The organism is bacterium (genome assembly GCA_036504735.1).
In the GTDB taxonomy this organism is placed as follows: domain Bacteria; phylum Electryoneota; class RPQS01; order RPQS01; family RPQS01; genus DASXUQ01.
Genome location: DASXUQ010000009.1, coordinates 24,197 through 36,113, shown reverse-complemented (window position 1 = coordinate 36,113; position 11,917 = coordinate 24,197). Strand labels below are relative to the sequence as shown.

The following is an 11,917-nucleotide window of genomic DNA, read 5'->3' as shown; positions in this document are numbered from 1 at the left end:
GTTCAGCAAGATGGAGGTGATGATTGAGCAATCCAGCGGCTCTGTTCCGCGCCTTGGCGGATGAAACGCGGCTTTATATGCTGGCACTGATGCGGCAGAATGGCGAGCTGTGTGTGTGCGATCTGGAGATTGTTCTGCAAATAGGCCAGTCGAAAGCGTCGCGGCACCTGCGCTACCTGCTGAATGCCGGTCTGGTGCAGGATCGGAGGGCCGCGGTGTGGATCTACTACCGGATTGCCGGGGAATTGAGTCCGGCCCAAAGGTCGATTCTGGACAGCGTGGAGCAACTGCTCGACGCGGAGAAGATGCGTGTGTTGAACCTTAAGCTGGCGGAGTGGCGGGAACAGAAGAGTTGCGGCGTCACCCGTGAGGCCTCTACCAGCCGAATCGCCGCGCGCGAGCGCGCCTAACCTTTACAGGATAATCGCGGTGAGCATTCCCGAGTCCCGTACACACCATCATGTGAACCTTTTCACCCGCACGGCGGTGTGGCTTCCCGCCGCATTGGCGCTGTGGGTTTTGCTCTACGGCCAGCTTGCACCGTGGGCGCGCTGGCTGACGGCGCAAGTCACAATCCTGACGCCCGGCACGCACCTTTCCACTGCCGTGGAGTTCTTCCTGTTCGAGACTCCCAAGGTGCTGATGCTGCTGACGCTGGTGGTGTTTGGTGTGGGCATCGTGCGCTCGTTTTTCACTCCGGAGCGCACGCGGCAGATGCTGGCGGGCAAACGCGAGTCTGCGGGCAACGTACTGGCGGCGCTGCTGGGAATTGTGACGCCGTTTTGCTCGTGCTCTGCGGTGCCGTTGTTTATCGGTTTTGTGACCGCGGGCGTGCCGCTGGGCGTGACGTTTTCCTTTTTGGTCTCCGCGCCGATGGTCAACGAAATTGCCGTAGTGCTGTTGTTGGGACTCTTCGGCTGGAAGATTGCCGCCCTCTATATGGGCACCGGCTTGCTGATTGCCATGGTCTCCGGTTGGGTGATTGGCCGCCTGCACGTGGAAAAACACGTGGAGCCCTGGGTCTATGAGATGCAGACCGACGGCAGCCAGAGTGAAGAGCGCCTGTCCTGGCCCGAGCGCGTTCAGTGTGGCCTGACTGCTGTGAAGGAAATTGTCGGCAAGGTCTGGCTGTATGTGGTGATCGGCATTGGTGTGGGGGCGTGGATTCACGGCTTTGTGCCGGAGAATTTTCTGGCGTCGATCATGGGCAAGGACGCATGGTGGAGCGTTCCCGTGGCGGTGATTATCGGTATTCCCATGTATTCCAACGCGGCTGGAATTGTCCCCGTGGTGCAGGCGCTGCTGGAAAAGGGCGCGGCACTGGGAACGGTGCTGGCGTTCATGATGGCCGTGATTGCGCTCTCACTGCCGGAGATGGTGATTCTGCGCAAGGTGCTCAAGCCGCGCCTGATCGGCACCTTCATCGGCGTGGTCGGCATCGGAATTCTGATGGTGGGCTATCTTTTCAATCTGTTGATATAGGCGAGTGCTGACCATGCGAAAGATTCAGATTCTGGGCACCGGTTGTGCCCGCTGCAAAAAGCTTCAGGAAAACGCGGAACTGGCCGCCAATGATCTGGGCCTCGACTACACTCTGGAAAAGGTCTCGGAAATCAGCGAGATCATGAAGTTCAAAGTCTGGCAGACACCGGGGCTGGTGATCGACGGCGACGTCAAGGCGGTAGGCCGCGTGTTGTCGATGGACGAAATCAAGAAACTGCTGGTCTAACCTGCGGAGAACTGCCAATGGCACGCCGGACATTTTTATTTTCGGCTGTTGTGGGAATTGCCGTGCTGCTGATCTCATGTGGCGGCGCCGACAAAGCCGCGGTAAGCAAAACGGCGAGCACGTCAGCGGCCAGGATCACCTTTGTGGAACTGGGCTCGACAACCTGTATCCCCTGCAAAAAGATGCAGCCGGTGATGAAGGCCATCGAGACGCGCTATGCGGGACAGGTCAAAGTGATCTTCCACGATGTCATGAAGGACCGCGCACAGTCCCAAGCCTTCGGCATTAAGCTGATTCCGACGCAGGTGTTTCTCGATTCGTCCGGCAAGGAACTGATGCGCCACGAAGGCTTCTTTGCCGAAGAGGAAATCGACAAATTTCTTAAAGCGCAGGGGTTGACGCCGCTATCATGATCGAAAGCCTGTTTACGACACTGAATGAGGGACTCGCAGCGAGCCTTTGGCTGGGAATTGTCGCTGCCGTGTTCTGGGGCATCGCGAGCATTCTGCTCAGTCCCTGCCATCTGGCGAGCATCCCCTTGCTGATCGGTTTTATCAGCAGTCAGGAGTCGGCCAACGCACGGCGCGTGTTCTGGCTTTCCGTCACATTTGCTCTGGGCATTCTGGTGACGATTGCCGCCATCGGACTGGCCACCGCGATGCTCGGACGCCTGCTGGGGGACATCGGCATGGTGGGGAACGTGCTGGTGGCGCTGGTCTTTCTGGCTATTGGGCTGTACCTGATGGACATCCTGCCGCTGTCCTGGAACGGTCTGCATTTTTCCGGCCAGAGCTACTCGGGACTTCTGTCGGCGCTGACGCTGGGACTGATCTTCGGCATTGGGCTGGGTCCGTGCACCTTTGCCTTTATGGCGCCGGTGCTGGGCGTGGTCTTCAAAACGGCGACCACCAATGTCGGAGGTGCAGTGACCTTGCTGGGAGCCTTTGCCCTCGGGCACTGCGCGGTCATCGTGGTCGCGGGCGTGCTGGCCAGCCGCATTGGCGACTATTTGAGTTGGACCGAGCGCTCGGGTGTGACGCGCTGGATCAAACGCATTTGCGGTGCCCTGGTGATTCTGGGCGGCCTCTATATGGTCTGGAAACTCTTCTGATTTCAAGCCGAAAATCTTTGAGCGGAGTGTAAGATGAGCTTACCGTTTACAGTGGAACAGTTTCTGGCGGTGTTTGCCGGCTACAATCAGGCGGTCTGGCCGGCACAGATCCTGCTGAACGCCGCCGCATTGGCAGCGATCTTTCTGGCCATCCGGCCCGGCGGGCAACGGGGCAGAATCATCAGTGCGCTGCTGGGGCTGCTCTGGATCTGGATGGGTGTGGTCTATCATTGGATCTACTTCAGCGGTATCAACCGCGCCGCGTATCTTTTCGGAGCGCTGTTTGTCGTGCAGGGACTCTTGATTCTCTATAGCGGTGTGTTCCGCGGCCAGTTGACGTTCAGCCTCCGGAAGGGTTGCCCGGGAATCAGGGGCTCGATGCTGATGACGTACAGTCTGGTGGTCTATCCGATCTTAGGATATTTCCTTGGCCATGTCTATCCCTCCGCGCCGACCTTCGGGCTGCCATGCCCAACCACTATTTTTTCTCTGGGGCTTTTGCTCTGGGTCGATCCCAAGCCGCCCAAACTTCTGCTGGTGATTCCGCTGTTGTGGGTCCTGGTCGGATCCACCGCGGCCTTCAGTATGGGAATATGGGAAGACCTCGGCCTGCTGGCCGCAGCGGCTCTTACCCTCGCGCCGATGCTTCCCGATAAAGGCACGTCCACCGCATCCAATCCTGTTCACTAACCCAAAGAGCACCGAAGCATGAAGTTCGCGTTTCAGATAATACTGTACGTGATCCTGGCGGCGCTGCCCGCGCGGGCCGAAGAGGCCGTCCCTGCCGTTGCCGACAGCGTCCACGCTCAAGCCGCGTCCAATCCCAAAGTGGTGGTTTACTACCTTTACTTTACGCCCCGTTGTGAGACCTGTATCAACATGGAAGCCTTTGCCAAAGAGGCCGTGGAGACGGGCTTTGCCAAAGAGCTGCAACAGGGCACCGTTGAATGGCACAGCTACGACACGGGCCAAAAGGAGTATGAGCACTTCTGGAACGATTTCAAGCTGGAAACAAAGTCGCTGATCATCGTTCGTCTGGAGGATGGCAAGCAGGCACACTGGAAGAATTGCGAGAAGATCTGGGAGCTGGTGGGAGCAAAACCGGATTATCTCACGTATGTGCAGAATGAAGTCCGCGCTTACCTGAACGCAAAGTAACCGCGCGCCATAAACTGAACATGAAACGGCTGACCCGGAAGGTCAGCCGTTTTTATTGACTTAAGTTCACAGCTACCATGGAAATAGTAATGTTCCGACAGGGGGGACTTGACTCTGGTGGATCTTTTTCGTATATTCAAGCGTTCGATTGAATGATAGAAGGAGAAATTATGCCGACCGTCCGGGATATCAAAGACAAGCTCAACGAGCAGTTCGCCAGAATTGGACACGCACTGTCCAGCCCTAAACGCTTGGAACTCTTAGAACTTTTGCACCAATGCGAGAAGAGTGTCGAGACGCTGGTAGCCAACACCGGAATGACCATTGCCAACACCTCGCGGCACCTGCAGGTTCTAAGAGGTGCGGGATTGGTGGAGACCCGGCGCGAAGGAATCTACGTGTTCTATCGGTTGGCCGACGGACAGGTCTATGATCTGGTCAGCAATATGAAGAAGGTCGCCCAGTCCCGCCTGGCCGAAGTCGAGCGCGTGCTCTCCGACATCACCGATGATCCTAAAGAGGTCGAGATCATCGACCGCAACAAGCTCCTGAAGCTGGCCAAGGGCGGAAAGATTATCATGCTGGATGTCAGGCCGGAAGATGAGTATGCCGCCGAGCATATTCCTCACGCGCTCTCCATTCCGCTGGACAAGTTGAAAAGCCATCTGGACCGTCTCCCGCAGGGACAGCAGATTGTGGCCTATTGCCGCGGACCGTACTGCGTGCTGGCGGGAGAAGCTGTGCGGGTACTGCGCAGCAAGGGCTTCGAAGCGATCCGCCTCGGCGATGGCGTGGCCGAATGGAAAGCGGCGGGAATGCCCGTGGTGCACGGCTGACAAATGGATTCTTAGTTTATGAAGATGCAGGATAATAACGGAACGTGCAAGGAGCACAGACGATGAGTATTTTCAAATCCCTCTTCAATGGCGGCGAGGTTAAGCCGGGCAAGCCGATGGAAACCAGCGACGCCACCTTCGATCAGGATATTCTTAAATCCGAACTCCCGGTACTGCTGGACTTCTGGTCGCCGACCTGCATGCCTTGCCAGGTCATGGGCGGTTTACTGCGGGACCTCGGCCCGGAATATGTGGGACGTGTGAACATCTTCAAGCTGAACGTGTCACAGAACATGCAGACCGCCTCCGCCTTTCGCATCCGCAGCATCCCAACCCTAATGTTTATCAAGGACGGCAAGATCGTGGATCAGGTGGTGGGCTTGATTCCCATCGAGACCCTGCGGCAGAAGCTCGACAAACTGGCGCCGCTGCCGGTCGTGAAGGACTCCTGAACCATGAACTTCGTGCTATCCACTCGCGCGCATGGCACTATCGATGATGTGGAAACGCGCATCACCGCCGCGCTGAAAGAATCGGGCTTCGGAATCCTGACCCGGATCGAAGCGGACAAGGTGCTCAAGGAGAAGCTGGGTGTGGACACCGCGCCCTACCGGATACTCGGCGCCTGCAATCCGCAGATCGCCCACCGAGCGCTGGCGGTGCGCCCGGAAGTCGGCGTGTTTCTGCCTTGCTCCGTATGCCTGCGGCAGGAAGAGGATGACACCGTCTCTGTCTGGGCGCTCGATCCTGGCACCGTGGTAGAAACCCTTGGCGATCCCGTCTTGACGCCGCATGGGGCGCAGGCGCGAAGTCTGATGAAAAAGGCGCTGGCCAGCCTCACATAACAACGATAGCTGCCTGCCGTGTCGATGATGAACGGCAGGCTTTTCACAGCCTATCCTTGCACGAAAATTCGCAAGGAAGGAAGATGGAGTATGAAACGTATTTTTCTGGTCCTGCTTGTTTTCGGTGCCGTGCTTGCCCTCATGCTGAGCGTGCTGCCGAAAAAGAGTGAGGATCAAACACCCTTGGCCGCACTGAAAGCCCGCTATCAGAAGAAGGAAAAGCCTTCGGTAGATCACACCCGGTTCGCGGTGCTGCAAAAGCGCTTCGGCAAACCGCAGGAGGTTACCGAAGCCTGTATCTCCTGTCACACCGAACGGCACAAGGAAGTGATGCAGTCGTCCCACTGGAATTGGGAACGCACAGAGTATGTCGAAGGCAAGGGCATTCGTACTGTCGGCAAGCGAAACATCCTGAATAATTTTTGCATCGGCATTTCCGGCAACGAACCGAGCTGCAACCGCTGCCACATCGGCTACGGCTATGACAGCCCTTCCTTCGATTTTCAGAATGCCTACAACGTCGATTGCCTCGCCTGCCATGACAACAGCAACAGCTACATCAAAGCCGGCGCGGGAAATCCCGATCCGTCGGTGGACTTGGCCACTGTGGCGCAGCACGTGGGAAAACCGCAGCGCACGAACTGCGGAACCTGTCACTTTTTCGGCGGCGGCGGGAACAATGTCAAGCACGGCGATCTGGAGAAAGCTCTGTTTGACCCGTCCCGCGATGTCGACGTGCACATGGCCTCCGACGGCGAAGACATGCAGTGCGTGGATTGCCACACGGCCAGCAAGCATCAGATGCTCGGCAAGGCCTTCTCGGTCTCTTCGATGAACCGTAACCGCGCCGAGTGCGAAAGCTGCCACAGCGCCCTGCCGCATTCCGATGATGTATTGAACAAGCACACCATCAAGGTCGCCTGTCAAACTTGCCACATCCCCACCTATGCCAAAGTCAATCCCACCAAGACCGATTGGGACTGGTCCACGGCGGGAAAACTCAAGGACGGTCAGCCGTACGAAGAGAAGGACTCGACGGGCGACGATGTGTACATGTCGATCAAGGGCTCCTTCCGCTGGGGCAAGAATCTGAAGCCGGACTATGTGTGGTTCAACGGCACGGCGTCCCATTACCTGATCGGTGATACCTTCGATCCTTCCCAGCCGCTGAAGATCAACCCGCTCTATGGCGCATACAACGATCCCGAGGCGAAGATCATCCCGGTGAAGATCATGCGCACCAAACAGATTTACGATACGCAGAACCATTATCTGATTCAGCCCAAGACGTTTTCAACAGTCGCCGGTGATGGCGGCTACTGGAAGGAATTCAACTGGAACCGTGCCGCTGAAGAAGGCATGAAGCGGGTCGACCTTCCTTACAGCGGCAAATACGGTTTTGCCGAAACCGAAATGTACTGGCCTGTCAATCACATGGTCTCGCCGAAAACCAGCGTGGTGCAGTGCAATGAATGCCATACGCGCACCGATAGCCGCTTGGCCGGCCTGAACGACTTCTACATGCCGGGCCGCAATTACAGCGCGGGGCTGGAAAAATTCGGCGCGGCGATGATTCTGATGACCCTTGCAGGAGTGATAGCGCACGGTGGCGCCCGGGTCGTCGTGAGCCGCAAGCGGAAGGGAGGCCGCTGATATGAAACACGACTATGTCTATCGCGCCTTTGAGCGCTTCTGGCACTGGACGCAGGCGGCCGTGATTCTTATGCTTGGCGTAACCGGCTTCGAGATCCACGGCGCCATTCACTTCTTCGGCTTCCGGCAGGCGGTCGCTCTGCACAACAGCTCGGCCATTGGCTTTCTCGTGTTGATTGTCTTCGCCGTCTTCTGGCATTTCACCACGGGCGAATGGCGGCAGTACCTGCCCACACGGGAGCATCTGCGCGCTCAGGTCAACTATTACATCTTTGGCATCTTCCGCGGCGCTCCGCATCCTACCAAAAAGCAGGTACTGAGCAAGCTGAACCCGTTGCAGAAGCTCGTCTACGCGGGATTGAAGGCGCTGGTGATTCCGGTAATGGCGGTATCCGGGCTGTTGTACATGTTCTACCGCTATCCGCAGCGGCACGACGTGATCAGCCTGAATGTCGGCGGCCTGAAAGCCATTGCGCTGGTCCATACGCTCGGCGCGTTTGCGCTGGTCTGCTTCTTTATCGCACACGTGTATCTCATCACCACCGGATCGAGCGTGACCTCCAATCTGAAAGCAATGATCACCGGCTACGAGGATCTGAAATGAACACCAAATACATGAATCCCTACCTCGCCGGTTTCTTTCTGGGCCTCGTGCTGCTGGCGACCATCTTTATCACGGGCCGCGGCCTCGGAGCAAGCGGCGCGGTCAAGGACGTGGTTCTGACGACGGTCCATGCGATTGCTCCGGCTCATGCCGAACACTCCACCTTCTTCGGGTCCTACTTCGGCGAGGGCAAGGAGAGCCCGATGAAATCGTGGCTGGTGTTCGAAGTGATCGGCGTGCTGATCGGTGCGTTTATCTCGGGTCTCGTATCGGATCGCCTGAAAGTGGTGACGGAATCCGGACCGCGCGTGCAGCCGAAACTGCGCTGGATTTTCGCCGTGATCGGCGGAGCCCTGTTTGGCGCGGGAGCCCAGTTTGCGCGGGGCTGTACCAGCGGCGCGGCCTTAAGCGGCATGGCGGTACTGTCCACCGCAGGGTTTATCGCCATGCTTGCGATCTTCGGCACGGGTTTCGCCGTCGCCTACTTCTTCCGCAAACTCTGGATCTAAGGCAGAAAGCAAAAGAATATTATGGGACCCTTCGTTCCTGACCTCATCTCCGATCAGCTCAATTTAATTGTGGCGCTGATCCTGGGAATAGCCTTTGGCTTTGTGCTGGAACAGGCGGGCTTTTCGTCCTCGCGCCGCCTGGCCGGAGTCTTCTATGGCTATGATTTCACCGTGCTGCGTGTCTTTTTCACTGCCGCCGTAACGGCGATGAGCGGCATCCTGCTGCTCGGCTACGCGGGCCTGCTCGATACCGAAGCCATCTACATCAATCCCACCTGGCTCTGGCCGGCGGTTGTGGGTGGGGCCATTATGGGATTAGGTTTTGTGCTGGGCGGCTATTGCCCCGGCACCAGTGTGTGCGCGGCGGCCATTGGCAAAGTGGATGCGATGTTCTTTGTGGGCGGCGGACTGCTGGGGGTCTTTGTGTTTGGCGAGATGTTTCCGCTGTTCAAAACTTTCTTCAACTCCACCGCCTTAGGTCCGGTGCGGGTCTATGACTCTCTGGGAATTTCCGGTGGACTGTTTGCCTTCATCCTGATTGCCGTGGCGGTGAGCGCCTTTGCCATCACCACCATTATTGAGCGCAAGGTCAATTCCGCATCATTGTCGCGGGACTTCAATCTGTCCAAGCACCGCCTTGCGGCCATCGGCGTGCTTGCCCTGGGGCTGGTGTTTTTGGTGCTGCCCGAGCGCAAGGCGCACATGATCAGCACGGTTTCCAGTGCAGGGTATGTCGCCGCGCATCCGGTCAAGGTCATGCCCGTGGATGAACTGGCATATCTTCTGGTGGACAAGGAGACGCGTCTGCAGATGGTGGACATCCGCAGCCCCGAGCAGTTTGCCAAGCTGGCTCTTCCCGGATCCCGCAACATTTCCCTGCGTGATTTCTTCAGCAAAGATAATACCGCGCTGTTCTCGCAGCGGCATGTTAAAAAGGTGATCGTGGCTGATGACGAGGCACAAGAGAAGGCGGGCTGCCTGTTGTTGCAGAGCCTCGGTTATGAAAATGTGGCGGCGCTTGAAGGTGGACTTCCGACGTTCAAGCATGTCATTCTGGACTCGACAGCCTTTGTGCCCACCGGCAGCCGCTGGGACAACGACGTCAAGACCTTCCGTCAAACCGCCCGCGCCGAGATTGCCCGCATGATTGATGCCGGCAAGAATATCGCGCCAAAGGCGGTCAAGACCGAGAAGAAGATCAAGGGTGGCTGCTGACCCGCAGTGGGTTGCTGCCCAAACAGGATGGTATCGAAAAAGAACCAGCGTGGGCTGGTTCTTTCATTTGACTTGGGCCGGTTATTTTGCTAATTTGATGGCCATGATTCAAACTCCACGCGACGACGAGCTGATGCTGGCCGCGGGCCAGGGAGATGTGCAGGCTTTCGAACAGATTGTCCTGCGGCATCAGGCGTTCGCGTGGAGCGTTGCGTACCGCTTTGTCGGCAACCGGGAAGATGCCGAAGATCTGGTGCAGGATGCCTTTCTAAGATTGCTGGCCGCCGCCGCGCGCTACCGCCCCACCGCGTCCTTCCGAACCTATCTCTCCCGCATTATTTGCCGTCTGTGCCTGGATCATATGGAAAAGAAACGGCCTGTGGTCTGCGATGAACTGCCCGAATGTGCGGATACTTCGCCGTTGCCCGATGGAATTGTCGTCCGCGAGGAGCAAGCTTCAGCGGTGCGGCGCGGGATTACCCTCTTGCCTCCTAATCAGCGGCTGGCCATCATCCTCCGCTATTACGAGGATTGCAGTTACCGCGACATTGCTGAAGCCATGGACACGACAGAAAAAGCGGTGGAGCGACTGCTGGCAAGAGGCCGCGAGGCACTGGGAAATACTTTAAAGGACTGGGATTAGCTCGGTAGTTGAGGGACGGCGGGGGATTTTGCAAGGTTGTCCGTTTATAGATAGGAGGAGTTCAAAAGCCGTGACATGCGATAGAATTCGAAATCAGCTTGGCGCATTTGCCGACCGCGAGTTGTCCGCCACAGAGCGATCCGCGGTGGAAGAACACCTGCGCTCCTGCGAGAAGTGCCGGGAGGAAATGGCGCGGCTCGAACGGCTGGCCTCCACAGTGCAGGAAAGCGTGATCCCCGAGGTCCCGGCAGGGCTTGCGGCACGGATTGTGGCGCGCGGTCAAACCCAACTGGCTTCCCCCAAGCCGCGTCGCCTGCTGCATATAGACTGGTGGGAGGCCCTACCGTCCACCATGCGCGCCGCTGCGGTAATCGTGCTGATGGTCGGCCTGTCCGTAGGAACATGGCTGGGATGGAATTCTGCCGGTGTGACGCGTGTTCCGATGGTTGCGGCCACCGTGCCCGATCCCGATCCTGCCTCTTCCATTCATGCGGACTACCTGTCCGACAGCCCCGGCGGATCGCCTGCGGAAGTCTACTTGACTCTCGCCGCTCCAACCGATGGCGGGAGGTAAGCCATGCACTCCAGAACTCGCATTCTGCTCATCATCCTTTCGGTCAGCCTGAACGTCGCGTTCGTCACTGCGTGGGGAATGAAGACGCTCACGCAGACCGCGCGCGCGGCCAGACCTCAAAAGACCGTCTGCATGCCGGACAGCAGTTGCCGCATCTGGTGCCCTCTGCACCGCGCGCTGGGAACTACCGCCGAACAATGGCGCTCCCTGGAACCACTGCAGCGGGATTTCCAAACGGCATCCGCAACACTGGGCACCACCGCCGACTCTCTGCGGGGGCAACTGATGGACCTGCTGGCCGAGCCGCAGGTTAACCCGGTGGCGATTGAGGCCAAGGAAGGTGAGATCGGCACGGTGCAGCAACGCATGCAGCGGCTGGTAGTTAATCATCTGCTCGAGGAAAAACGTGTGCTGAACGCCACGCAGCAGACAACCCTGTTTGCCATGATGCGCAACAACGGCGGCTGCGTGGGACATGCCGGCATAATGAGCGGCGAACAAACCGGTTGCCAGAAAAATCATATCCGGAACGATAGGAAATAAGTCATTCGATTTCGAAAGGGAAAGTCATGAAGAAGAGTGCGACCTTGGTGTTCATCTCGCTGGCGTTGATGTTTGTGATCGGTCTCGCCGGATCCGCCTTCTCGGAAGATGCGGCCATGAAGGCCCCGGCAAAAGATTCGACGGCCACCATGGCAGGCCATACCTGCGCGGCGACCTGTGCAAAGTTCGTGGACGGCAACAAGGACGGCGTGTGCGACAGCATGGCGGTCCATCATAAGGACGGAAAGTGCGTCAACATGGAGCAGTGCAAGAAAGACGGTCGCTGCCCCGGCAATTGCCAGAACCACGGAGCAATGATGAAGACCGGCGCGGTCAAAACCGCTGCGGCGGGAACGTGTGATCCCACCAAGTGCGCCACCATGTCCGGCGGCGGCTGCCCCATGAAAGCTAAAGCTGGCTGCACTCCCAAGAAGTAACCGGACGGCGTAAGAATCGAACAGGTTTATCGAGCAGAAGGCGGGCGGGACGGATCCTGC

18 protein-coding genes are annotated in these 11,917 nt (G+C 57.9%); all 18 read left to right on the top strand.

Annotation, left to right across the window (positions count from 1 at the left end):
• Nucleotides 1-23: 23 nt before the first annotated feature.
• The 18 genes from VGL38_07760 to VGL38_07675 all read left to right on the top strand — a co-directional run bounded on the left by VGL38_07760 (nt 24) and on the right by VGL38_07675 (nt 11,857).
• Nucleotides 24-410, top strand: coding sequence for a metalloregulator ArsR/SmtB family transcription factor (locus tag VGL38_07760; protein HEY3295319.1), 387 nt, complete (start codon nt 24-26; stop codon nt 408-410).
• Nucleotides 411-519: 109 nt separating this feature from the next.
• Nucleotides 520-1,482 carry a permease gene (locus VGL38_07755; GenBank protein ID HEY3295318.1) on the top strand — a complete coding sequence of 321 codons (963 nt, stop codon included), beginning with the start codon at nt 520-522 and terminating at the stop codon, nt 1,480-1,482.
• Between the two features lie 13 nt (nt 1,483-1,495).
• A complete protein-coding gene (locus tag VGL38_07750; GenBank protein ID HEY3295317.1) occupies nt 1,496-1,729 on the top strand; it encodes a thioredoxin family protein in 234 nt (77 codons plus the stop codon).
• A gap of 17 nt (nt 1,730-1,746) precedes the next feature.
• Nucleotides 1,747-2,142, top strand: a complete 396-nt coding sequence (locus tag VGL38_07745) for a thioredoxin family protein (protein ID HEY3295316.1) — start codon at nt 1,747-1,749, stop codon at nt 2,140-2,142.
• Complete coding sequence (locus VGL38_07740) at nt 2,139-2,840, top strand: cytochrome c biogenesis protein CcdA (protein ID HEY3295315.1); 702 nt, start codon at nt 2,139-2,141, stop codon at nt 2,838-2,840. The genes VGL38_07745 and VGL38_07740 overlap by 4 nt, the downstream gene beginning before the upstream one ends.
• A gap of 33 nt (nt 2,841-2,873) precedes the next feature.
• The gene (locus VGL38_07735) at nt 2,874-3,530 is read left to right on the top strand and encodes a DUF6064 family protein (GenBank protein ID HEY3295314.1); all 657 of its coding nucleotides are present in this window, start codon (nt 2,874-2,876) and stop codon (nt 3,528-3,530) included.
• A gap of 18 nt (nt 3,531-3,548) precedes the next feature.
• Complete coding sequence (locus VGL38_07730; protein HEY3295313.1) at nt 3,549-3,998, top strand: nitrophenyl compound nitroreductase subunit ArsF family protein; 450 nt, start codon at nt 3,549-3,551, stop codon at nt 3,996-3,998.
• 170 nt (nt 3,999-4,168) lie between these two features.
• Nucleotides 4,169-4,834: a metalloregulator ArsR/SmtB family transcription factor gene (locus VGL38_07725; protein ID HEY3295312.1), complete on the top strand. Its 666-nt coding sequence runs from the start codon at nt 4,169-4,171 to the stop codon at nt 4,832-4,834.
• Between the two features lie 62 nt (nt 4,835-4,896).
• Nucleotides 4,897-5,286: a thioredoxin domain-containing protein gene (locus VGL38_07720; protein ID HEY3295311.1), complete on the top strand. Its 390-nt coding sequence runs from the start codon at nt 4,897-4,899 to the stop codon at nt 5,284-5,286.
• Between the two features lie 3 nt (nt 5,287-5,289).
• Nucleotides 5,290-5,679 carry a DUF302 domain-containing protein gene (locus tag VGL38_07715; GenBank protein HEY3295310.1) on the top strand — a complete coding sequence of 130 codons (390 nt, stop codon included), beginning with the start codon at nt 5,290-5,292 and terminating at the stop codon, nt 5,677-5,679.
• Nucleotides 5,680-5,769: 90 nt separating this feature from the next.
• On the top strand, nt 5,770-7,332 hold the full coding sequence (locus VGL38_07710) for a tetrathionate reductase family octaheme c-type cytochrome (protein HEY3295309.1): 1,563 nt from the start codon (nt 5,770-5,772) through the stop codon (nt 7,330-7,332).
• 1 nt (nt 7,333) lies between these two features.
• Complete coding sequence (locus tag VGL38_07705) at nt 7,334-7,936, top strand: cytochrome b/b6 domain-containing protein (GenBank protein ID HEY3295308.1); 603 nt, start codon at nt 7,334-7,336, stop codon at nt 7,934-7,936.
• The gene (locus tag VGL38_07700; protein HEY3295307.1) at nt 7,840-8,445 is read left to right on the top strand and encodes a YeeE/YedE thiosulfate transporter family protein; all 606 of its coding nucleotides are present in this window, start codon (nt 7,840-7,842) and stop codon (nt 8,443-8,445) included. Before VGL38_07705 ends, VGL38_07700 begins: the two co-directional genes overlap by 97 nt.
• 21 nt (nt 8,446-8,466) lie before the next feature.
• A complete protein-coding gene (locus VGL38_07695) occupies nt 8,467-9,660 on the top strand; it encodes a YeeE/YedE thiosulfate transporter family protein (protein ID HEY3295306.1) in 1,194 nt (397 codons plus the stop codon).
• A 103-nt stretch (nt 9,661-9,763) separates the two neighbouring features.
• Nucleotides 9,764-10,303: a sigma-70 family RNA polymerase sigma factor gene (locus tag VGL38_07690; protein ID HEY3295305.1), complete on the top strand. Its 540-nt coding sequence runs from the start codon at nt 9,764-9,766 to the stop codon at nt 10,301-10,303.
• 70 nt (nt 10,304-10,373) lie between these two features.
• Nucleotides 10,374-10,877 (top strand): zf-HC2 domain-containing protein, encoded by a 504-nt coding sequence (locus VGL38_07685; protein HEY3295304.1) that lies wholly within the window; start codon nt 10,374-10,376, stop codon nt 10,875-10,877.
• Between the two features lie 3 nt (nt 10,878-10,880).
• Nucleotides 10,881-11,420, top strand: coding sequence for a periplasmic heavy metal sensor (locus VGL38_07680; GenBank protein HEY3295303.1), 540 nt, complete (start codon nt 10,881-10,883; stop codon nt 11,418-11,420).
• Nucleotides 11,421-11,446: 26 nt separating this feature from the next.
• Complete coding sequence (locus VGL38_07675; GenBank protein ID HEY3295302.1) at nt 11,447-11,857, top strand: hypothetical protein; 411 nt, start codon at nt 11,447-11,449, stop codon at nt 11,855-11,857.
• The last annotated feature ends 60 nt before the right edge of the window (nt 11,858-11,917 follow it).